At 62.8% G+C, this 22518-nt stretch carries 21 protein-coding genes; 9 read left to right on the plus strand and 12 right to left on the minus strand.

Features of this window, described 5'->3' with window-relative positions:
- Positions 1 to 143 precede the first annotated feature (143 nt).
- The 3 genes from hmpA to EV286_RS16220 all read left to right on the plus strand — a co-directional run bounded on the left by hmpA (position 144) and on the right by EV286_RS16220 (position 3375).
- Positions 144 to 1352, plus strand: coding sequence for an NO-inducible flavohemoprotein (gene hmpA, locus EV286_RS16210; RefSeq protein ID WP_132958184.1), 1209 nt, complete (start codon positions 144 to 146; stop codon positions 1350 to 1352).
- A 143-nt stretch (positions 1353 to 1495) separates the two neighbouring features.
- Positions 1496 to 1951 carry an Rrf2 family transcriptional regulator gene (locus EV286_RS16215; RefSeq protein WP_132958185.1) on the plus strand — a complete coding sequence of 152 codons (456 nt, stop codon included), beginning with the start codon at positions 1496 to 1498 and terminating at the stop codon, positions 1949 to 1951.
- A gap of 122 nt (positions 1952 to 2073) precedes the next feature.
- Complete coding sequence (locus tag EV286_RS16220) at positions 2074 to 3375, plus strand: condensation domain-containing protein (RefSeq protein WP_132958186.1); 1302 nt, start codon at positions 2074 to 2076, stop codon at positions 3373 to 3375.
- Between the two features lie 7 nt (positions 3376 to 3382).
- Here the strand turns inward: EV286_RS16220 and mmsB are convergent, their stop codons facing one another.
- From mmsB to EV286_RS16255, 7 genes are all read right to left on the minus strand, one after another.
- Positions 3383 to 4270, minus strand: coding sequence for a 3-hydroxyisobutyrate dehydrogenase (gene mmsB / locus EV286_RS16225; protein ID WP_132958187.1), 888 nt, complete (start codon positions 4268 to 4270; stop codon positions 3383 to 3385).
- Between the two features lie 46 nt (positions 4271 to 4316).
- A complete protein-coding gene (locus tag EV286_RS16230) occupies positions 4317 to 5912 on the minus strand; it encodes a GMC family oxidoreductase N-terminal domain-containing protein (RefSeq protein ID WP_132958188.1) in 1596 nt (531 codons plus the stop codon).
- Positions 5913 to 5976: 64 nt separating this feature from the next.
- Entirely contained in the window at positions 5977 to 6966 is a 990-nt protein-coding gene (locus EV286_RS16235) for a branched-chain amino acid ABC transporter permease (protein ID WP_132958189.1), read from the minus strand.
- A 1-nt stretch (position 6967) separates the two neighbouring features.
- Positions 6968 to 7855 carry a branched-chain amino acid ABC transporter permease gene (locus EV286_RS16240; RefSeq protein WP_132958190.1) on the minus strand — a complete coding sequence of 296 codons (888 nt, stop codon included), beginning with the start codon at positions 7853 to 7855 and terminating at the stop codon, positions 6968 to 6970.
- 4 nt (positions 7856 to 7859) lie between these two features.
- Positions 7860 to 8561 carry an ABC transporter ATP-binding protein gene (locus EV286_RS16245; RefSeq protein ID WP_132958191.1) on the minus strand — a complete coding sequence of 234 codons (702 nt, stop codon included), beginning with the start codon at positions 8559 to 8561 and terminating at the stop codon, positions 7860 to 7862.
- Between the two features lies 1 nt (position 8562).
- On the minus strand, positions 8563 to 9345 hold the full coding sequence (locus EV286_RS16250) for an ABC transporter ATP-binding protein (RefSeq protein ID WP_132958192.1): 783 nt from the start codon (positions 9343 to 9345) through the stop codon (positions 8563 to 8565).
- Between the two features lie 5 nt (positions 9346 to 9350).
- Positions 9351 to 10556, minus strand: coding sequence for an ABC transporter substrate-binding protein (locus tag EV286_RS16255; protein WP_132958193.1), 1206 nt, complete (start codon positions 10554 to 10556; stop codon positions 9351 to 9353).
- A gap of 311 nt (positions 10557 to 10867) precedes the next feature.
- Here EV286_RS16255 and EV286_RS16260 point away from each other — a divergent pair, with 311 nt between their 5' ends.
- Positions 10868 to 11833 carry a LysR family transcriptional regulator gene (locus tag EV286_RS16260; RefSeq protein ID WP_132958194.1) on the plus strand — a complete coding sequence of 322 codons (966 nt, stop codon included), beginning with the start codon at positions 10868 to 10870 and terminating at the stop codon, positions 11831 to 11833.
- Positions 11834 to 11843: 10 nt separating this feature from the next.
- Here EV286_RS16260 and EV286_RS16265 read toward each other — a convergent pair whose 3' ends face one another.
- Entirely contained in the window at positions 11844 to 13991 is a 2148-nt protein-coding gene (locus EV286_RS16265; RefSeq protein WP_132958195.1) for a heavy metal translocating P-type ATPase, read from the minus strand.
- 170 nt (positions 13992 to 14161) lie between these two features.
- On the opposite strand from EV286_RS16265, the gene EV286_RS16270 reads away from it, so the two are divergent.
- Both EV286_RS16270 and EV286_RS16275 read left to right on the plus strand, forming a co-directional pair.
- A complete protein-coding gene (locus EV286_RS16270) occupies positions 14162 to 14545 on the plus strand; it encodes a DUF427 domain-containing protein (RefSeq protein WP_132958196.1) in 384 nt (127 codons plus the stop codon).
- Between the two features lie 34 nt (positions 14546 to 14579).
- Positions 14580 to 14879, plus strand: coding sequence for a putative quinol monooxygenase (locus EV286_RS16275; RefSeq protein ID WP_132958197.1), 300 nt, complete (start codon positions 14580 to 14582; stop codon positions 14877 to 14879).
- A 71-nt stretch (positions 14880 to 14950) separates the two neighbouring features.
- Here EV286_RS16275 and EV286_RS16280 read toward each other — a convergent pair whose 3' ends face one another.
- Together EV286_RS16280 and EV286_RS16285 are read right to left on the minus strand one after the other, a co-directional pair.
- The gene (locus EV286_RS16280) at positions 14951 to 16069 is read right to left on the minus strand and encodes a TDT family transporter (protein ID WP_132958198.1); all 1119 of its coding nucleotides are present in this window, start codon (positions 16067 to 16069) and stop codon (positions 14951 to 14953) included.
- Positions 16070 to 16167: 98 nt separating this feature from the next.
- A complete protein-coding gene (locus EV286_RS16285) occupies positions 16168 to 17055 on the minus strand; it encodes a LysR family transcriptional regulator (RefSeq protein WP_132958199.1) in 888 nt (295 codons plus the stop codon).
- Positions 17056 to 17334: 279 nt separating this feature from the next.
- Between EV286_RS16285 and EV286_RS16290 the strand changes: the two genes are divergently transcribed.
- Positions 17335 to 18534, plus strand: a complete 1200-nt coding sequence (locus tag EV286_RS16290) for an aromatic ring-hydroxylating dioxygenase subunit alpha (protein WP_132958200.1) — start codon at positions 17335 to 17337, stop codon at positions 18532 to 18534.
- Positions 18535 to 18607: 73 nt separating this feature from the next.
- Here the strand turns inward: EV286_RS16290 and EV286_RS16295 are convergent, their stop codons facing one another.
- Positions 18608 to 18856, minus strand: coding sequence for a tautomerase family protein (locus tag EV286_RS16295; RefSeq protein ID WP_132958201.1), 249 nt, complete (start codon positions 18854 to 18856; stop codon positions 18608 to 18610).
- 255 nt (positions 18857 to 19111) lie between these two features.
- Positions 19112 to 20524, minus strand: coding sequence for an aminotransferase (locus EV286_RS16300; RefSeq protein WP_132958202.1), 1413 nt, complete (start codon positions 20522 to 20524; stop codon positions 19112 to 19114).
- Positions 20525 to 20867: 343 nt separating this feature from the next.
- Here EV286_RS16300 and EV286_RS16305 point away from each other — a divergent pair, with 343 nt between their 5' ends.
- Entirely contained in the window at positions 20868 to 21692 is an 825-nt protein-coding gene (locus EV286_RS16305) for an ABC transporter permease (RefSeq protein WP_245500746.1), read from the plus strand.
- On the plus strand, positions 21689 to 22510 hold the full coding sequence (locus tag EV286_RS16310) for an ABC transporter permease (protein WP_132958204.1): 822 nt from the start codon (positions 21689 to 21691) through the stop codon (positions 22508 to 22510). Before EV286_RS16305 ends, EV286_RS16310 begins: the two co-directional genes overlap by 4 nt.
- Positions 22511 to 22518 lie beyond the last annotated feature (8 nt).

A 22518-nucleotide genomic window follows, 5' to 3' on the forward strand; every position in this document is an offset into this window, starting at 1 on the left:
CTCGGCCTGTTTCCCCACGCTTCTCAACGTGCCTGCGACAGAAGCGCGCGATCTTTGTCGCTCCTTAAAAGATATATTGTAAATGTATCTTTTTGAGCCTAAGTCTCCCGCGTCAATCAAAACAACGAAGTGCGGAGATATCCATGACAAAGCCCCTGAGCGAAGCTACCAAGGCGATCGTCAGAGCCACCGTGCCGGCGCTTGCGGCACATGGGACCAGCATCACCGGCGCCATGTACAAGCGGCTTTTCCAGGACGCCGAGGTGCGCGATCTGTTCAACCAGTCGAACCAGGGCGAAGGCGGACGGCAGACCGCGGCGCTGGCCAATGCGATCCTTGCCTACGCGCGGAACATCGACAATCTCGGTGTGCTTGGCGGTGCCGTCGAGCGCATCGCGCAGAAGCATGTCGGACTGCAGATCCAGCCCGAACATTATCCGTATGTCGCGTCGGCACTGCTCGGCGCAATCACCGAAGTGCTTGGGGACGCGGCGACCGAAGAGGTGCTTGCCGCCTGGGGCGAAGCCTACTGGTTCCTGGCTCATATCCTGATGGGCCGCGAAAAGGTGATCTACGACAATCTCGAATCCGCGGACGGCGGATGGACGGGGTGGCGGCAGTTCCGCATCGAGACCAAGCGCCGCGAAAGCGAGGTCATCACCTCATTCATCCTGCGCCCTGTCGATGGCGGCCCGGTGCTGCGCCATCAACCCGGCCAGTACCTTACCTTCCGCATCCCGGTAGCCGGTCTCTCGCCGCAGCGGCGCAACTACAGCATTTCCTCCGCACCGAATGGCGAAACCTACCGCATCTCGGTCAAGCGCGAACCGCACGGTCTGATCTCGAATACCCTGCATGACGAAATCCCCGAAGGCGCGATCCTCGAGGTCGCCCCGCCGACCGGCGACTTCTTCCTGGCCGAGGAGAGCGACCGGCCAATCGTGCTGCTTTCCGGCGGCGTCGGCCTCACGCCGATGGTCAGCATGTTGGAGGCGATCGCCGAAACCGACCGCGAGGTGCCAGTCCATTACGTTCACGGTGCCCTCGACGGGCGGACGCATGCCATGGGCCACCACGTCCGCAGCCTGACAGCGGAAAAGCCGCATCTGAAGACAGCGATCTTCTACCAGTCTCCGCACGAAGACGACGAGAAGGGCCTTCACTACGATCACGACGGCTACATCACGGTCGACTGGCTGGCCGAGAATACGCCGATCGAAGACGCCGACTTCTATCTCTGCGGCCCGACACCCTTCCTTGCGGCGTTCGTCAACGGCCTGTCGGAGGCCGGCGTGCCGGACGATCGTATCCACTACGAGTTCTTCGGTCCCGCTGGCACGCTGAAATCGTGAACGCAGACATGGTCCATGGGCCGGACGTCACTCGACGCCGGCCCGTGGACAAAACGATTTAATGGGCTGAAAATGATGGATAGTGGAGGTATGTTTGTGCAATAGCTCCATGACTATTTCTCTTCAATGATAGGCAAGGCGACATGAGGCTTACTGTCTATTCCGACTATGCCCTGCGGCTCATGATGTATCTCGGGCTCAATGACGGCAGGCTCTCGACGATCTCCGAAATCGCCGAGGCCTACGACATCTCGAAGGCGCATCTGATGAAGATTACCCATGAGCTCGGCCAGAAGGGGCTGATCGAGACGGTGCGCGGCCGGCAGGGCGGCATGCGGCTCGGGCGCCATGCGGACGAGATCGGCGTCGGCGAGATCGTCAGGGCCTGCGAGCCCGACTTCGCGCTGGTTCCCTGTCTCGAGGCTGGCGTCGGCATCGTCTGCGCCATCCAGCCGGCCTGCGTTCTGAAGCGGGCACTCGCATCGGCCGCCGCCGCCTTCCTGGACGTCCTCGACGGCTACACACTTTCCGACCTGATCCGTCCCTCGGTTCCGCTCCGCCAACTCCTGGAAATCGCAGCACCCCGAAGCCAGGCTTAGCGCCGCTTTGGGAGCGGGTTGCCGGTCTGCTACGATCGTAACATCACCGATGACGCGAGCAATTCCGGCGTAACAGACCGATGTCAGCCTCCCGCGGATTCTGATCCGCGGAGTACAGTGCCTTGTCGAACGATCCTTCCACGACTGCCTATGATAGCGACCATGACATCATGCCGGAGCGGCCCGACCTCGTCCGACAACTCGGGGGCTTCGAAAGGGTCCTCCACCATTATTCGCTGGAGCATCCCCGACACTTCTGCATGGTGGCCGAGATCATGGGTCGCAAGAGCCAGCAGGATTACCGCGACGCTTTCGACGAGATCCAGAGGCGGCATGCCCTGCTCTCCGTCTACATCGCCGATGACCCGACAACGGGACCCGGCTTCTATAAATCCGAGCGACCACTGAAGGTAACTTTCACTCCCTTCGCGCAGGAGCCAGACTGGCGGCGCGTCGTCGAGCGCGAACTAGCAACATCATTTCCGGCGTCCGAGGCGCCGTTGATGCGGGCAACCGTATTGCATGGAACGGGCCGAGCCACGATTGTGCTGACTTTTCATCATTCGATCGGAGATGGCCTCTCGGCTGCCTTCATCATCCAAGACTTGATGGAAGCTCTCGACAAGCAGTACCTGCCGCCCCTCGCAAAGCCGGACGCGTTGGAGACCGTCGCCGGCAAGCGACTGCTTGGAGAAGGGGAAGAGTTTGATATCAAGCCATTCTCGGAAGAAACGGCCAAGGTGCTGCGCTCGATTGCAGCCGCGCCACTCTGGCGCCCCTTCGAGGGAGATGCCCCCCAAGTCTCGACAGTCTCCTTTGATCCCGCCTTCACGTCGCTCCTGCGCGACACGGCAAAATCCAACGGCACGACGGTTCATGGCGCCATCTGCGCCGCCGTGGTCTGCAGCGCCGGCGAGGCTATCGGCAAGGACAGCGTCACGATCACCAGCGCCGTTAACCTGAGGACCGTGCTGAGTATCGAGGAGCGCGTCTGCGCTCTGCTCGCTATCGTCGGCACCGTGCGCTTCCCGCGTGACGTGTCCGGCAACTTCTGGAAACTCGCCCGCCAGGCAACGGAAGAACTGGCACACGCCCGCACAGCAGGCGGCCTTCTCAACACCATCGGCCTGGTCGAATCCAATGTCCCCCCGACGGCCGACCATATTCTGGCATCAGGACTGTTCGGATCACTGCAGTACGATGTCATCGCCACCAATCTCGGAGTGCTCTCCATCCCCACCGAAGTGGGCGACCTGCGACTTGAGTCGCTCTGGGGGCCTTGCATACAGGGTCGTTTCGCCAACGAACGCGTGATCGGCGCTGCGACCATAAACGGACAATTGCGGATCGTTCAGACGACGCCGAAGCATATCCCGTCCTTCCTCGACAAGCTGCGCCAAACGCTGGTTGACGCCTGCGCCTGACAGCCCGTCAACCCGCCGCGTGCTCCCGGAACATCTCGATGATGGCCGAAAAGTCGCGTCCGCCATTGCCCTGCTTCTCGAAGAGCGCGTAAAGCTGTGCCGCCTCGGCCCCGAGCGGGGTCGAGGCGCCGCTGGCAAGGGCCGCCTCCTGCGAAAGCCTGAGGTCCTTGAGCATGAGCGCCGCCGCAAAGCCGGGCTTGTAGCCCGTGTTGGCCGGCGAGGTCGGTACCGGCCCCGGCACGGGGCAATAGGTGTTGATCGACCAGCACTGGCCCGACGAGGTCGAGGCGACGTCGAAGAGCGCCTGGTGCGACAGGCCAAGCTTTTCGGCGAGCACGAAGGCCTCGCAGACGCCGATCATCGAGATCCCTAGGATCATGTTGTTGCAGATCTTCGCGGCCTGGCCGGCGCCGGCATCGCCGCAATGGACGATCTTCCGGCCCATCGCCTCGAGGATCGGCTTTGCCTTCGCAAAACTCTCCACCGAGCCGCCAGCCATGAAGGTCAGCGTGCCGGCGGATGCGCCGCCGACGCCGCCGGAAACCGGCGCGTCGAGCGACAGGCAGCCGGCGGTCTTGGCCATTTCATGCGCCTTGCGCGCGCTTTCGACATCGATGGTCGAGCAGTCGATGATCAATGCACCTGACGCAACGGAAGCCATGATATCCGCCCAAGCAGTAATGACATGCTTACCTTGCGGAAGCATCGTAACGACTACTTCGGCTTCTCCGACCGCCTGGCTCAGATGGCTCGCCGGCTTGACGCCCGTCGCCTCTGCCGCCTTGAGGATGGGGGCCGCGAGGTCGAAGCCGGTGACATCATTGCCGGCCTTGACCAGATTGGCCGCCATCGGCCCACCCATGTTTCCGAGCCCAATGAATGCGATCCGTGTCATGTGAGGAGCTCCTTCCAGTCGGAAATATTGGTATCGCGAGCGCTTCCTAGCGGTTGTCCGCAAGGATCATCTCCGCCGCCTTCTCTGCGATCATGATGGTCGGCGAGTTCGTGTTGCCAGAGGTAATCGCGGGCATGACCGATGCGTCGGCAATCCGGAGCTTGCCGAGCGCCCGAAGGCGCAGGCGCGGATCGACGACGCTCTCGCGATCCCCGCCCATGCGGCAGGTGCCCACCGGATGGAAGATCGTCGTGCCAATGTCACCCGCTGCCCGCTCCAGTTCGGCCTCCGTCTGGTAGGACGGGCCGGGCTTGTATTCCTCCGGACGGAACCGGGTAAAGGACGGCTGGGCGACGATCCTGCGCGTCAGCCGGATCGATCGCACGGCGATTTCCCGGTCGTTCGCGGTGGAAAGGTATTTCGGGCTGATCACAGGCTGTGCCGCAAAATCCGGGCTGCCGATATGCACCGAGCCACGGCTTTCCGGCCTGAGATTGCAGACGCTCGCGGTGATCGCCGGGAAAGCGTGCACTGGATCGCCGAACTTGTCGAGGGAGACGGGTTGGACGTGATATTGCAGGTCGGGTGTCTCCTTGTCCGGTCCGGAGCGGGTGAAGATGCCGAGCTGGCTCGGCGCCATCGCCATCGGGCCGGAGCGGCGGACGAGATATTCCAGCCCGATGGCCGCCTTGCCGAGAAGCTTCGTCGCCTTCTCGTTCAGCGTCGGCACGCCGCTCACCTTGTAGACGAGGCGCAGTTGCAAATGATCCTGCAGGTTCTCGCCGACGCCCTTCACTTCGGTAAGGAGGTGGATCCCCGCCTTCTGCAGAACCTCGCCACGACCGATGCCGGATAGCTCGAGGATCTGCGGCGAGCCGATGGAGCCCGCGGAAAGCACAGTCTCCTTGGTCGCATAGGCCTTCTTCGTAGTGCCCCCGTGCTGAAACTCGGCGCCGATGACATTGCCCTCCGCGACGAGCAGCCGGCGGACCTGAGCCTTGGTGAGCACGACGAGATTGCCGCGCTCGATCGCCGGGCGCAAGAAGGCTTTGGCCGTGTTCCAGCGAATGCCGGAGCGTTGATTGACGTCGAAATAGGCTGAGCCCTCGTTGTCGCCGCGATTGAAATCCTCGGTCTCCGGAATGCCGGCCTCGCGCGCGGCATCGCGGAAGGCGTCGAGCACGTCCCAGCGCACCCGCATCTTCTCGACGCGCCATTCGCCGCCGGCGCCGTGCATATCGTCGGCACCCCTGTAGTTGTCCTCGGACCTGCGGAAGAAGGGCAGCACGTCGTCCCAGTTCCAGCCGGTACATCCCATCTGCCGCCACAGGTCATAGTCGCGCGCCTGTCCGCGCATGTAGATCATGCCGTTGATCGAGGAACAGCCGCCGAGCACCTTGCCGCGCGGATAACCGAGCGAGCGCCCGTTCAGCCCTTCCTCCGGCGCCGTCGTGAAGCACCAGTCGGTGCGCGGATTGTTGATGCAGTAGAGATAGCCGACCGGAATATGGATCCAGTGGTAGTTGTCGCGACCCCCGGCTTCGAGCAGGAGGACGCGGTTGTTGCGGTCTTCAGAAAGCCGATTGGCGAGCACGCAACCGGCGCTGCCGGCGCCGATGACGATATAGTCGAAGCGATCCATGCCCTATGCGACTCCCAGGCGCCGTCCATCCCCATCTGCCGCAGCCCTGCGGCGGAGAGAACGGCTAACGGCGATATTCGAAACCGAGCTTCCGTCCCAGCCGCGAGGCATAGAACTCGCCCACGATGCCGCGCCGGAAGATCAGCACGCAGACCATGAAGACGACGCCCGTGATGATGGTGACCGGGAACTCCGACGTCGCCAGGTAGTTCTGCAGCACGACGACGAGACCGGCGCCGAAGATCGGGCCGATCAGCGTGCCGATGCCGCCGAGCAGCGTCATCAGGATGACCTCGCCCGACATCTGCCAGGCGACGTCGGTCAGTGTCGCGAACTGGAAGACCAGCGACTTCACCGCGCCCGCAAGACCAGCGAGCGCGGCCGACATCACGAAGGCGCCGAGCTTGTAGCGCGCCACGGAATAGCCGAGCGAAATGGCCCGCTGTTCATTCTCGCGGATCGATTTCAGGATCATGCCGAAGGGTGAATTGATGAACCGCCAGATGATCGCGATGCCGATGATGAAAACCGCCAGCACGAAATAATACATGCCGGTCGAGCTGTTGAGATCGATGAAGCCGAAGAGATGACCGCGCGGCACCGACTGGATGCCGTCCTCGCCTTCCGTGAAGCTCGCCTGCAGGCAGAAGAAGAAGAACATCTGCGAGAGCGCCAGCGTGATCATCGCGAAATAGATGCCCTGCCGGCGAATGGCAAAGAAGCCCATGACGAGGCCGAGGAAGGCCGCACCCGCGACGCCGACGAGAATGCCGAGCTCCGGCGGAAGGCCCCAGGCCTTCACCGTGTAGGCCGTGAAATAGGCAGCACCGCCGAAGAAGGTCGCATGGCCGAAGGAGAGCAGCCCGGTATAGCCGAGCAGCAGGTTGAAGGCGCAGGCGAAGAGCGCGAAGCACAGCAGCTTCATCAGGAAGATCGGGTAGAAGAAGAACGGTGCGAGCAGCAGGAGCAGCAGCCCGATGACGAGGAAACCCGCCTGGACGGAAAAGGCGGTGCGGCTTTTCTCGGTGCGGATCGTTTCGGTTATGTCTGCCATGTCACGCGTCCCGGCCGAAGAGGCCCGCGGGCCTGATGAGAAGCACGATCGCCATGATGACGAAGATCACCGTGTTCGATGCTTCGGGATAGAAGACCTTGGTGAGCCCTTCGGCCACGCCGAGCATATAGCCGGTGACGATGGCACCCATGATCGAGCCCATGCCGCCGACGACGACCACCGCGAAGACGACGATAATCATGTTCGAGCCCATCAGCGGCGAGACCTGATAGATCGGCGCAGCCAGCACGCCGGCAAAGGCCGCAAGGCCGGCGCCCAGCGCGTAGGTGAAGGTGAGCAGCACCGGCACGTTGACGCCGAAGGCCTGCACGAGCACCGTGTTCTCCGTCGCGGCACGAAGATAAGCGCCGAGCTTGGTCTTCTCGATCAAGAGCCACGTGCCGACGCAGACGACGAGCGAGACGACCACGACCCAGCCACGGTAGATCGGAAGGAACATGAAGCCGAGATTGGCGCCCCCTGCCAGCGCCGCGGGTGTCGCGTAGGGCTGGCCGGACGAGCCGTAGAGATAGCGGAAGGTGCCTTCCACCGCGAGCGCGAGCCCGAAGGTGAAAAGCAGGCCGTAGAGCGGATCGAGGTCGTACAGCCGGCGCAGGAACAGCCGCTCGATGATGGCGCCGGCGAGCCCGACGATGATCGGCGCGAGAATCAGCGCCGGCCAGTAGCCGATACCGAGATAGGACAGCAGCAGATAGGCGACGAAGGCGCCGAGCATATATTGCGCGCCGTGGGCGAAGTTGATGACCCGGAGCAGGCCGAAGATGATCGCAAGGCCGAGGCTCAGCAGCGCGTAGAAGGAGCCGTTGATCAGTCCGATCAGCAGTTGCCCGAGGAGCGCCTGCAGTGGTATGCCGAAAATCATGGTCATGGCGTCATACCCCCAGAACCTTGTGCAGCATGCCCATCCGGTCAGGCAGTTCTCCCACCGGAAACTCGGCCACCATCTGCCCATGATCCATCAGATAGAAGCGGTCCGCAATGCGGCTCGCAAACCGGAAGTTCTGCTCGACGAGCAGGATGGTCATGCCGCGCTCCTTGAGCTTCCTCAAGACCTCGCCGATGCGCTGAACGATGACCGGCGCGAGCCCCTCGGTGGGTTCGTCGAGGAGAAGCATCCGGACGCCGGTGCGCAGGATGCGGGCGATTGCGAGCATCTGCTGCTCGCCGCCGGAAAGCTTGGTGCCGGGGCTGTTGCGCCGCTCGAGGAGATTGGGAAAGAGCTCGTAGATCTCGTCCACCGTCATGCCACCGTCAGCCACAACAGGCGGAAGCATCAGGTTTTCCTGCACGGTCAGCGTCGAGAAAATACCGCGCTCCTCCGGCACGAAGCCGATACCCCGGTGCGCCGTCTTGTGCAGCGGCACATGCATCATGTCGGCGCCGTTGAAGCTGATCGTGCCCTTGCGGGCGCGCACGATGCCGACGATCGTCCTCAGCGTCGTCGTCTTGCCGACGCCATTGCGGCCGAGGATAGTAATCGTTTCCCCTTCGCCGACGCGCATGTCGACGCCGTGCAGGATATGGCTTTCGCCGTACCAGGCGTTGAGGCCCCGGACCTCCAGAAGCGTGTTCATCTCAGGCCTCCTCCGAGCCCATGTAGGCCTGGCGCACGCGCGGGTCCTGGCTGACGGTCGCATAGTCACCCTCGGCAAGGATCTCGCCGCGCTGAAGGACAGTGACGTGATGGCAGATATTGGCAACCACCGAGAGATTGTGCTCGACCATCAGCACGGCGCGGTCGCGCGCCACGTTGCGGATGATCTCGGAAACGACGCTCACATCCTCCTGGCCCATGCCGGCCATCGGCTCGTCGAGCAGCAGCACCTTGGGGTCGAGCGCGAGCGTCGTGGCGATCTCCAGGCCGCGCTTGCGACCATAGGAAAGGTCGGCGGCGAAGGCGTCGCGCTCCTTGATAAGCCCCACTGCGGCAAGAAGCTGCTCGGCACGTTCATTGAGGCCGTCGAGCGCGGAAAGCGGCCGCCAGAACTGGTGCGCGAGATTGTTTGGGCGCTGCAGCGCCACGCGGATATTGTCGAGAACGGAAAGGTGCGGAAAGACCGCCGAGATCTGGAACGAGCGCACGAGACCCATGCGCGCCACCTTGTCCGGCGCTGTCTTGGTGATGTCGGTGCCGAGCAGCTCAATCGTTCCGTGCGTCGGCTGCAGGAATTTGGTCAACAGGTTGAAGACCGTCGTCTTGCCGGCGCCGTTCGGCCCGATCAGCGCATGGACGCTCGCGTGGTGCACGTCGAGATCCACGTTCTTCACGGCGGTGAAGTTGCCGAAGTCGCGGCGCAGACCGCGGGCGGATAGCACCACCCGCGGTCTGCCTGCAGTCGCTGTCGCAGAGACCGCCATCGTCCCTACTTCACCAGATCGCAGCCGCTCTTGGCCGGATCGATATAGGCTTCCTTGCCGGGGATGGTGGCGAGCACGTTGAAGTAGTCCCACGGCTCCTTGCTTTCCTCAGGCTTCTTGACCTGCAGCAGGTACATGTCGTGGATCATCCGGCCATTGGGGCCAACCGTGCCGCCGCGTCCGAACACGTCATCGACCGGCATTCCATGCAGCTCCTTGGCGACCGCGTCTGCATCGTCGGTGCCCGCCTTCTGGATGGCCTTCAGATACTGCAGCACGGCGGAATAGGTACCGGCATGGATCATGTTCGGCATCTTGCCGGTGCGGTCGAAGAACTTCTTGGCGAAGGCGCGGCTTTCGTCGTCGCGGTTCCAGTAGTACCCTTCAGTCAGCGTCAGGCCCTGCGCGGCTTCAAGCCCGAGGCCATGCACTTCGGCAAGCGTGAAGAGCAGAGCCGCCAGATGCTGGCCGCCCTCGGTGATGCCGAATTCAGAGGCCTGCTTTATGGCGTTGGCGGTATCGAGGCCGGCATTGGCAAGGCCGATCACCTTGGCGCCGGAGGACTGTGCCTGCAGCAGGAAGGACGAGAAGTCCTGGCTGGACAACGGATGGCGGACGGAACCGACAACCGTGCCGCCGGCGGCCTTGACATAGTCGCTCGTCTGCTGTTCCAGCGAATAGCCGAAGGCATAATCGGCGGTGAGGAAGAACCAGCTGTCGCCGCCTTCCTTGACGAGGGCGCCGCCGGTGCCGACGGCAAGCGCATGGGTGTCATAGGCCCAGTGGAAGCCGTAGGGCGAGCAGGCCTTGCCGGTCAGGTCCGTCGTCGCCGCACCGGTGACGATGTCGATCTTCTTCTTTTCCTTTGCAATCGCCTGTACTGCGAGCGCCACTGACGACGTCGTCAGCTCCATGATGGCATCCACCTGTTCGGTGTCGTACCACTGGCGAGCGATGTTGGAAGCGATATCGGGCTTGTTCTGGTGGTCGGCGTCGACAATCTCGACCGGAACATCGAGGACCTTGCCGCCGAAATCCTCGACAGCCATCTTTGCCGCCTCGACGGAAGACTTGCCGCCGAAATCGGCATAGACGCCCGACTGGTCGTTCAGGATGCCAATCTTGACCTTGCCGTCGGATGCGCCGGCGGCCATCGCCGCCGTGCTGCTGGCCAGCAGGACCGCGAGCGACGCAATAAGATTCTTTCGCATATTTCTCCTCCCAGAGATTTCGAAAAAATGTGAGTCTGTTCAAAATTGGTGAGCCGCCCTCCTCAAGGCAGCCAACGTCGCGGTTACGATCATGGAATTCCGGCCGGGGTGCAAGGGCTGTTTACAATCAATTGCAAACAGTATCTGTTCATTTATGCACAGAAGTCGGTGTCCGCCCGCCTCCTGTGGCCACAAAACGCAAGCGTCAGGGGACCTTGGCACACGACGCGGCGTGAAACACGATTCTGCGCAAACAGGGCGGCATTAGACGAAAGACCAATCACGCAACGGCAGGCATTTCGGGAAGAACAATGAACAATACCCCGCATTTCACCTGGGACGACCTGCAATTCTTCCTTGCGGTGGCGCGAACGGGGCAACTTTCCACCGCCGCGCGCCAATTGCGCACGAGCCATGCCACCGTCTCACGCCGCATCGACCGGCTCGAATTCGCGCTGAAGGTCAAGCTGTTCGAGCGCAATCCGCGCGGCTACGTGCTGACGGCCATGGGAAACCGCTTCATCGACACCGCCGAGAAGATGGAGAGCGAGGCCGAGCGGCTCCGCTCCGATCTCGTCGCGGGGTCGACCCAGCAGCGTGGCGTCGTGCGTCTCAGCGCACCCGAAGGCTTCGCCAACTTCTTCTTCGCCAGCGTCCTGCCGGAATTCGGCGCCCGCCACCCGAACATCTCGCTGGAGCTGGTGACGATCCAGCAGATCATGTCGCTGTCGCGCAAGGAGGCGGACCTGGCCGTCGTGCTCGACGAACCGAAGGGCGGCCCCTATTTCTCGGAGAAGCTCACCGACTATCATCTGCAGGTCTATGGCTCACAGGATTATCTGGCGCGCACGCCACCCGTCACCTCGCGCGACGACCTGCCGAACCACGCCTTTATCGGCTACATCCAGGACATGATCTTCGCGCCGGGCCTCGACTATCTCGGCGACATCCATCCGCGCATCCGCCCGCAGTTCCAGAGCTCCAGCATCTTCGCGCAGCTGACTGCGACCCGGAGCGGGCTCGGTCTTTGCGTGCTGCCCTATTTCTTCGCGAGCCACTATCCGGAGCTGCAGATCGTCTTGCCGGGAGACGTCAATCTCTGCCGCCACTACTGGATAACCTGCCATCGTGACCTGAAACAGGTGCCGCGCGTGCGCGCCGTCATCGACTTCCTCGTGGAGGCGGTCGGCAGGAACGCGCATGCCTTTCTTGGAAATGTCCCGCCTTCAAGGCAGCCGGATCGCCGGGCAGCGGCGGCCCGGACGGCCAAAAGCTGACAAGGACGCGCTACGCCCTCTCGGCGTCTTCCGGCTGGCGCAGGCGCAAAAGCCGCAACGCGTTGGCGGTGACTAGCACCGTCGCACCGGTGTCGGCGAGGATCGCCATCCAGAGCGTCGTCATGCCGAAGAGCGTCGTCAGGAGGAAGACGCCCTTCAGGCCGACCGCGATGGTGATGTTCTGCCAGATGTTGCCGAGCGTCGCGCGTGACAGCGAGACGAGCTTCGCGACATCGGTCACGCGGTTGCGCAGCAGTGCGGCCTCGGCGGTCTCCAGCGCAACGTCGGTGCCGCCACCCATTGCAACGCCGACGGAGGCAGCCGCAAGGGCGGGTGCATCGTTGATGCCGTCGCCAACCATGGCGATCGGGCCGCGCTGCTTCAGCCGCGCGATCTCCTGCAGCTTTGCATCCGGCAGCAACTCCGCCTTGACGTCGAGCTGCAGTTGCCGGGCGATCGCTTCGGCGGTCCGCGCGTTGTCGCCGGTCAGCATGACCGTTTCGATGCCGGCCGCCTTCAAGGCGCGAAGTCCGGCCGCGGCATCGGTCCGCGGCTCGTCGCGGAGCGCGATAAGGCCCTCAAGCACAGCGCCGGAGACAACTGTCACGACGGTCTTGCCTTCGGTTTCCAGCGCCGTGATGCGCGCCGCGACATCCTCGGCAAGCGGCGCCTGCTCCGCGGCAAAGCGCGGAGAGCCGACCGAGACGAAGGCGTTTTTGAGTCGCGCAGTGACAGCCTTGCCGGGCACGGCAGTCGCGCCGCCGAATGCCTTCGGGACGTCGAGATTGCGCGTCTTCGCCGCCTCGACGATCGCCGCACCGAGCGGATGCGTCGTGTTGCCCTCCACGGCGGCAGCTCTCGCCAGCACGTCCTCCTCGCTTCCGACGAGGGCGATGACATCCGTCACCTGGGGACGGCCGAGCGTCAGCGTGCCCGTCTTGTCGAAGGCGACGGTCCTGATCTTGCCAAGTGTTTCGAGGGCTGCGCCGCCCTTGATGAGCAGGCCATTGCGGGCACCGGTCGCGAGGCCCGAAGCGATTGCGGCGGGCGTCGAAATGACGAGCGCACAGGGGCAGGCGATCAGGAGTGTCGCCAGGCCGCGATAAACCCAGGTCATCCAGTCGCCGCCGAAAGCGAGCGGCGGAACGAGGATGACGAGAAGTGCCACCACCATGGCGCCGGGCGTGTACCAGCGGCTGAAATCATCGATCACGCGCGCCATTGGGGCCTTGGATTCCTGCGCTTCCTCGACCATGTGCACGATGCGGGAAATGGTGTTGTCGGCGGCAACGTGGCTGATCTCGACCCGCAGCTCGCCATTGGCATTGATGCTGCCGGCATAGACCGATGCGCCCGGCTGCTTGGCCACAGGAACCGACTCGCCGGTGACCGGCGCCTCGTTCACTTCCGAGGAACCGTCGATGACCGCGCCATCCGAGGGTATACGGTCGCCGGGCCGCACGACGACGATGTCGCCGATCGCAAGCTCCTCGACACTGACCTGTTCGACCGCCCCGTCCCTCTCGCGCAATGCGACGCGCGGGACGAGATCGACGAGCGCCTTGATGCCCTTGCGCGCCCTGTCGGCTGCAAGCGTTTCGAGAAGTTCGCCGATCGAGAAGAGGAAGACAACGACCGCGGCCTCCTCGGCCTGCCCGATGGCGATCGCGCCGATTGCGGCAACGCTCATCAGGGTCTCGACGCTGAAGGGAGAGCCTTCGAAGGCGCCAGCCACCGCCCGCCTTGCAAAAGGCAGAACGCTCAGTATCGCGGCAATGGAATAGGCCCAGCGCTCAGTTGCCGGAAAGAGGCTTGCGACGATGAAGGCGAGCACGAAAAGGCCGCCGGTCGCAAGCACCAGCCGAACCTTCTCATCCTGCCACCAAGCGGACTTGTCGTCGGACTCCGGAGCGGCCCTGCGTTCGGCTGCCGCCGCAGCAGCACCCAGGGGCTTGTAGCCGAGCGCCCTGATCTTTTCCTCGATGGTGGTCTGCGAGGTCCGGTCCTCGTCCAGCTGCAGGGCGAGCGTGCCTGCCGTGTAGCTCACCGAGATCTCGCTCACGCCCGGCAATCGCTTCATCGCCGTTTCGATTTTCAGCGCGCAGGAGCCGCAATCCATGCCTTCGATCTTGAGTTTCAGGGGGCTCGCTGCCGCCATGACGTCACCTCGATGTTTCGATCCGGCAATCTTCATAAATCCTCTAGCAGCTAGAGGGTCAAGCGGGCTAGATTAGGTTTATCGAAATAGCACATTACACGCGCCCATTGCGAAATTGCGGGCCGAGACACACCTATCTTTCGGGCACACTGTTTGTGGAAGGAAAAGCCATGTCAGCCAGGCCGACGAAAATTCCAGGACCCGATCACCCCATCACCATCGACCGCCACGCCTCGCGCGTTGTCGTCAAGCTGGCGGGCCGCACGATCGCCGACAGCCGTCACGTGCTTACGCTGCGTGAGGCGAATTACCCTGCGGTATTCTATTTCCCGCGCACCGATGTCGACATGTCCCTGCTGGAGCCGACGGACCACGCCACCTACTGCCCCTACAAGGGCGACTGCTCTTATTACAGCCTGCCGCTCGGCGGAGAGCGTTCGAAGAACGCGGTCTGGAGCTATGAGAGCCCGTATGAGGCCGTCGGCGAAATCCGTGGGCATCTGGCCTTCTATCCGGATCGTATCGATAGTATCGAAGAGACGCCCATCCTCTAGATCGGGCGGAAGACAACTTTCAGAGGAAATCCATATGATCCATGTCGTTGCCATCCTGACCGCAAAGCCGGGCAAGAGGACCGAGGTACTCGAAGCCTTCAGGCAGATCGTCCCGGTCGTCCTGACCGAAGAAGGATGCATTGAATACGCTCCGGTCGTCGACGTGGAGGGCGCCGATCCCGCTTTCGGCCCTGATACATTCGTCGTCGTGGAGAAGTGGGCAACCCGTGAGGCCCTGAAGGCCCATAGCACTGCCGCTCACATGGTCGCCTACGGCGCAAAGGTGAAGGACCTGATGGCGGCGCGTGCGGTCCACGTTCTCGAGCCGGCTTGAGCCACTTATCTTCATAACTTCTGCAGATCACGGGCCGCGCCAACGCGCGCGGCTCCGCCATCGGCAATGACTTACGCCTCGGGCGCGAAGAACAGGTAGCCGTGCCAGGCGCCCCGGACCGTGCGTATCATGATGACGACCCAAAGGATCGCAAGGGCGGCAACCAGGGCATAACCGAAATTGGAAATCGGAGCGAAGTTGAAGGTCGAGCCGAGGCGAAGCGTCGCCACGGCATAGACGCCGAGCGGGAAGGTGTAGCCCCACCAGCCGAGATTGAAGGGCATTCCTTCGCGCATGTAGTGAAGGGTTACCATGACTGCGGTAACCAGCCACCACAAGCCATAACCCCAGAGCATCACGCCGCCGAGCAGGCTCGCACCGCCAAAGGCTTCGGCCACGGCACCAAGGCCGTTTGCCTGCAATGTCGCGGTCGCATCATGGCCGAGGACGATCAGGCCGAGAGCCCCGGTCCCGATAGGGCCGAGAGCGAGCCAGCTCGTGGGCGCCATGGCAACCGGCGGCAGCTTGTGCAGCACCATGCGCATGAAAAGGATGACGAGTATTCCCATGGCAAGCGGCACGGAACACGCCCAGAGCGCGTAGCTCGCAAGCAGGATCGTGAGCTTCTCCGAAGCGTCGGCGAGATGCGGCACGAGCAACCCGCCGCTGACCGCCGCCACCTCGCAGGCGACGACCGGCAGGAGCCAGACGGCCGTCATATGCTCGATCTTGTGGCTGTGATGCGTGAACATCAGAAAGGGCACGACGAGCCCGCAGAGAAGGGCGATCGCGACATCCACCCACCACAGGGTTTCGGCGACCATGATCGCCACGTCTCCCCAATACTGCGGTCCGTAGATCATCAGGCCATTGATGATGGTCGCGAGCCCCATTGGAAGGCAGCCAACCGACATGGAGACCACCGGATGGCGCATGAACTCGATGGCCTCGGCAGGGTAGAACATCCATTGCCAGAGATAGATGGAGAGCAGCACCGCAAACAGAACGATGTTCAGCTGCCACAAGGCGTTGCCGGCCACGTGCAATATCGGTTCGCCCGGGAACTGGCTGAGCGCGACCGAGAGGATGCCGGTGCCCATCGTCACGGCAAACCAGTTGGGCGTGAACTGCCGGGCGATGTTTCTCGGCGCGGCAAGCTGGGTAAGCGGAGGAGCGTAGAAACCTTGCATGGAAACACCTGCGGCGATCGAATTGATACGCGCAGGCTACGCTTCCCGACTATTCGCATCCAACGAATTATAATGAATAAATTGTTCGTTTTTATCGATCATTTGCCACGCTCGCGGATCATCGCCACAAAAGCATCACCCGCTTTGCTGCGATAACGCTCCTTGTGGCGCAGGAGATAGAATGGCCGCGGCGTCGGCGGATAGGCGACCTCACACAGGGTGCCGCTCTTGAGTTTCGAGGCAACCACCGCGCGGGAGACCAGCATCGCGCCGGGGCCCGCTTCGACTGCGCCGGAGACGATTTCGTTACCGGGCAGCGTCATGGCGATGTCGAGTTCGTTTCTGTCAATGCCCTCGCGGGCAATCAGGTTCTCGAAGGCGAGACGCGTGCCGGAGCCCGGCTCGCGAATGACCCAGGGGCTTTCCGGCAACTGGCTGGACCTGAGCTTGGCAAGGGACGCCCAAGGATGCTGTGGTGCCACGACCACGATCATCTCGTCTGTCGCGACGACCTCTACCGAAAGGGCAGGCCTTTCCACCTGCCCCTCCACCAGGCCAATCTCGACCTCGCCGGCCTCGACCGCATCGGCGACGTCGACCGTGTTGCCGACACGGACACCGAGGGTGATGCCCGGAAACTTCTCCCGATACCGCACAAGCCGCGCCGGGAGCCAATAGCCGGCGATCGTCTGGCTTCCCATGACGGAAAGCTCTCCCCGCTTGAGCCCGGCTAGATCGGCCAGCGCCCCTTCGGCAGTTCTTGCCGAGGCAAGAACGGCAACCGCCTCTTTCAGGAAGGCCCGGCCGGTCTGGTTCAGGACGATCGAACGGCCGACGCGGTCGAAGAGCTCAACCCCGTGCCTGCCCTCGAGCGCGGTGATCGCCGCGCTGACGGCGGATTGCGTCATGTTCAGCGCCGTCGCCGTCCTGGTGATGTGCTCGCGCGTTGCGACCTCAACAAAAATGCGAAGCTGATCCAATGTCATTGCCATATCCCCCGCGGTCGTTTCAACGGCGCGCGCCTTTCGCCGGACGCATGGCCGCCCCAAGGTTTATCCGCTGGCGCGGTATGGACAAGAGCAGCCGACGACGCACCCCAAGAACCTGCGAATCCAGCCACATCGCGGCGCCGGCTGTGTCTGTCGAGAGACAAATCACGTGAGCGGGTTGAGGCCATGCGGATGCCACGAATCTCCAGAGGCCTTCCTTTTCAATGGAAAATGAGATAATATTGAATGAACGTTCAGCAAAAATAGGATTGAGCCATGAACGAGACGATCCGCGATCTCTCCATCCCGAACGACTGGGATCGGCGGGGCCTGCCGGGCTGGTGCTACCACAGCGAAGCGCTGCTGGAGCTTGAGAAGCAGCATGTTTTTCGCGAGCACTGGCAGATCGCCTGCCACGTGTCCGACGTGCCGGAGCCCGGAAACTACCTGACCATGGACGTCGTCGGCGAGCGGGCGCTGATCCTGCGCGACCAGCACGGGGAACTGCGCGCGTTCCACAATATCTGCCGCCATCGCGGCTCGCGCGTTGTCGCCGACGAGAAGGGTACCTGCCGCAACGCGCTGGTCTGTCCGTTCCACGGCTGGGTCTACAATCTGGATGGCACGTTGCGCGGCGCGGCGCGGCCGCGCTCGTTCCCGGCGCTCGACAAGCAGGAATTCGGCCTGATCCGGATCGATCTCGAGGTGTGGCTCGGCTTCGTCTTCATCCGCTTCCGCCCCGGTCCGCAGCCGTCTGTGGCCGAGCTCATGAAGCCCTTCGAGGCAGAGCTCTCGCACTACAACACCGGCGAGATGGTGCCGACCGAAGGCATCTGGACGCATACGTCGCCGGTCAACTGGAAATCGGTGCGCGACGTCGACAATGAAGGCTATCACGTCGCCATGGCGCACCCGGCGCTGCAGGATCTTTACGGCTCGACCTACTACGACGAGCCCTTCGTCAAGGGGCTCTGCCGCTCATTTGCGACTTTCAATCCGCATGCCGGCCGGCGTTGGAGCGTCGACAAGTACGTGCGGCTGGCGCCGGAGGCATCGCACCTGCCAGAGGATCTTCGCAAGGCCTGGATCTATTTCGGCATCTTCCCGAACGCCGTCATCGCAGTAACGCCTGAGAGCGCGCAGTTCTACCAGGAGTTCCCGCTGACGACCGGCAAGACGCTGTTGCGCGGCGGCATCTATCGCTACGCCGACGAAAGCCGGGCACAGCGGCTGGCACGCTACCTCGCCTTCCGGATCGACCGCGACACACAGTCCGAAGACGTACAGTTGACCAAGTGGTCCAACGAGGCGATGACCTCGAAGGCCTTCCACGGCTTCTATCTCTCCGACCTCGAATATGGCGTGCGTACCCATCACGACCATCTTCGCGCCGTGCTGCCCGTGATGAGGCTCGACGAGGCGCCGGACGAGCAGGACGTTGCCGCCGTCAACGCAAGGCTCGCAACGAAATCCTGAGACGCAAGATGGCAGCCGCTGGATCGGCTGCCATCTTGCCTCCCCTTTTCACCGCCCATTCCGCGGGTCAGGGTCAGTCGAGCTTCAGGGCATCGGACAGCCGGAGGGAGCCGTCCCGTATCGCCTTGACGTGTTCGGGTCGGATGAGTTCGCCTCCGATGCCCCATTCTCCGGCTTTGACATCCTCAAGGACGACCCAGGTGATCGGGCGCGTGCGTTCACCGTCCACAGCGACGACGGCGTCCGTTACGCGGCGGATCAACTCACCCTTCTGTTCTTCGGTGAAGATATTTTCGACAGCTTTGATAAGAACGAGCGGCATGCTTCACTCCGTGTGTTGAAAGACAATCGCGAGACGTGATCTTCCAACCGGAGATGAGCCTTTCATTGCATTTGAGCGTCACAATGTTTCATTTGAAGCATTGGCAGAAAGTACTTGCCTCGCGGGCGAAGCCTGACCGCACATTCTGTCGCCGCGCCCGTTCAGAACTTCACTTTGCTCCGTCCACGCAGAAAGCGGGGCCGGTGGCCCGACCCCGCTTCCTCCCCCAAGTGAAAGGCGAACGACGCAGCAACGTCAGCCCTTCCACAAGCCCTCCCGGACAAGTTCGTCCATCGTCAGACGAATACTGCGCCTGAGGATGGAGACCATGTCGTCGATCTGCGTGCGGTTGATCGTCAGCGGCGGCGACATCACGCACATGTTGATCAGCGGGCGCACCAGCAGGCCAAGCTCCTGGCAGTGACCGTCGATGCGCTTGCCGACCTCGAGGTCCAAAGTCAGCGGGTTGTTGCTCGCCCGGTCGGCCACGCATTCGACGCAGGCCATGAGACCCTGGCCGCGCACCTCGCCGACCAGCGGCAGTTCCTCCAGCGTCTTCAACTGCGACTGGAAGTAGCCGGAAATGTCGCGCACGTGCTGCAGCAGCCCCCCCTCCAGAATGTCGAGGTTCTTCAGCGCGACGGCGCAGCCGATCGGATGGCTGGAATAGGTCAGCCCATGCGCAAACATCGCATCGGGATGGTTGGAGCCCCTCAGACGCTCCAGGAGCTGCGAGGAGATCATCACCCCGCCTAACGGAAAATAGCCCGAGGTGACGCCCTTGGCGAAGGTAATCATGTCCGGCTCCATGCCGAAGGTCGCGCCGGAGGCGAAGACCTCGCCGAGCCGTCCGAAGGCCGTCACCACCTCGTCGGCGATGAAGAGGATGTCGTTGTGGGCGCAGAGTTCCCGCATCCTGGGCAGGTAGCCCGCCGGTGGTACGATGACGCCACCGGAGGCCATGATCGGCTCGGCGATGAAGGCACCGATGCGTTCGGCCCCCTCCTTCTCGATCAGGTCGCGGAATTCGGCCACGAGGTAATCGCAGAAGTCCGCCTCGGCGACGCCCGCCGGCCGGCGGAACGGATTGGGGCAGGAAAGCCTGCGAACCTGGTCGCGCGCGCCGTCCATCCAGTCCAGATCGCGCGGCCTGCCGTTCAGCGAGGCGGAGAGATAGGTCGAGCCATGATATCCGCCCTCGCGGGCGACGATCAGCTTCTTGTCCGGTCGGCCGGTGACGTTGTTCATGAACTGCATGAAGCGAAGGGCCGTTTCGACGGCGGAAGACCCTCCCGTCGTGTAGAAGACATGACCGAGATCGCCAGGCGCATACACCGCCAGCCGCTCGGCGAGAACGGCGGAGACACGGTTCGTGGTGTACCACGGAGAATTGTAGGAAAGCTCCATCGCCTGGGCATGGAGGACGTCGGCGAGTTCGCGTCGGCGATGTCCGACATTGACGCACCACATGCCTGCCGGCCCGTCGATCAGCCGCCGGCCCTCGGCATCGACCACGTAGACACCGTCGCCACTTGCGAGTTCGCCGCGCGCTTCGGCGCCGATATGTCCAGCGGTCGGCCAGGGCTGCACCAGGTGATCCCGCGCAAGTGCTGCGGCATCCGCCCCGCGGTCATCTGCCAGATGGGCCGTCTCACGCTTTGCCGCCATATTTATTCTCCTGATCTTTCAGCCTCTGTATTTGTCCTAAATCTCTGACAAGAAACATATATGCCAGTTATTCTGAATGGCTGTTCAATCAATATTGCAGAAAAGACACTTGCATTCAATCCCGATTTGCGTCCATCTTGATTACCGGGAACAAAAGAGGCGAATAACGCCACGGGACGGAACGAATGACGCGTCGGCTGCATCACGAGTGTTGGTCGTGGAAGCAATCGTGGGGAGGTCGGCGGTGACGGCGCTCTCCAGTACGGATGTCCACGGGCCAAGGAGCGAACGCCGGCGCCACGCCGGGCGCTGGACGGATAGCGAGGAAGCCAGAGGGCTCGCGCTGGTATCGCCCACCCTGCTCTACGCGCTGGCCCTGCTTCTCTTGCCGATCCTGATCGTGATCGCCTACAGCTTCTGGACCCAGGACTATCTGACGATCGACCGCAGCTTCACGCTCGAAAACTATCGCGTCGCGCTGACAGAACCAATCTATCGCGATCTGCTCGTCCGCTCCTTGACTATCTCGCTGGTCGTCAGCCTCGTCACCGTCGCGGTTTCCTATCCGATCGCCTGGTTCATCTCCTTCCACGGCGGCGTCCACAAGAACCTCTGGCTCTTCCTCATCACCGTGCCCTGCTGGACGAGCTATCTGCTGCGCGTCATGGCCTGGAAGATCATCCTCGGCTATGAGGGCGTCTTCAACGTCGCGCTGCTGTCGACCGGCATCGTCGACAAGCCGGTGACCTCCCTCCTCTACAATTCCAATGCCGTTGTCATCACGCTTGTGCACAGCTGGGCCGCGTTCGCGATCCTGCCGATCTTCGTCTCCCTGGAAAAGATCGACCGCTCGCTGATCGAGGCGGCGCACGATCTCGGCGACGGCAAGCTGCGAAGCTTCCTCAGGGTCACGCTGCCGCTTTCGCTTCCGGGCGTCATCTCGGCCTTCCTGATCGTCATGATCCCGACGGTCGGCGACTATGTCACGCCGCGGCTTGTCGGCGGCAAGGATGGCGTGATGATCGCGACCGCCATCCAGGCGCAGTTCGGTAAGGGGGCCAACTGGCCGCTCGGCGCGGCACTGTCGGTCACGACCATGGTCATCGTCTCCGCCATGGCGGGACTGGTGGTGCTCGGCATCAGGCTTCTCGTGAGGGCGGTCAGATGAGTGGGCGTCCCGGCATTCCGAAATCCCGCTGGCTGCCGGCCTATGTCGCGCTCTATTTGGGCTTCCTCTACCTGCCGATCCTGCTCCTGCCGATCTTCTCCTTCAACAATGCGGCAACCACCAGCTTCCCGCTCGCCGGATTCACGACCAAATGGTACGAGTCGCTCTGGGGCAATTCGGCCATGCTCACCGCCGCCCGCAACAGCCTCGTCGTCGGCATCTGCGTCTCGCTTCTCAGCACCGTTCTCGGCATCTGCGCGGCACGCGCGATAACCCGCTATCACTTCCGCGGCCAGCGCCCGGCAACCGGGCTCATCATGGCGCCGCTCTTCCTTCCGGAAATTATCGTCGCCGTCTCGCTGCTGATGATCGTCCTGCAGGTCGGCCTCGAGCCGTCGCTCGTGACTGTCATCCTTGGCCAGACGATCTTCTGCATCCCCTATTCGCTCTCGGTGCTGATCTCCGGTTTCCAGGGCTTCGACCGCTCGCTCGAGGAAGCCTCGCTCGATCTCGGTGAGACCGCCTTCGGCACGCTGCGCCGGATCACCCTGCCGGTGCTGGCCCCCGCCATCATTTCGAGCCTGCTCGTCTCCTTCACCGTGTCGCTCGACGAGTTCATCCTCGCCTTCTTCCTTTCCGGCACGGAACCGACATTGCCCGTCTACATCTGGGGCCAGTTGCGGTTTGCCGCCAAGATGCCCGGCGTGCTGGCGCTCGGCAGCCTCATGCTGGCGTTCTCCATCATCCTCATCACCATTGCCGAAACCGTACGTCGCCGCTCCGAGGCGAAGCTCGAACGCGCAAGGAGCCAGCCATGACCGACACG

Source organism: Rhizobium sp. BK251 (genome assembly GCF_004345245.1).
In the GTDB taxonomy this organism is placed as follows: domain Bacteria; phylum Pseudomonadota; class Alphaproteobacteria; order Rhizobiales; family Rhizobiaceae; genus Rhizobium.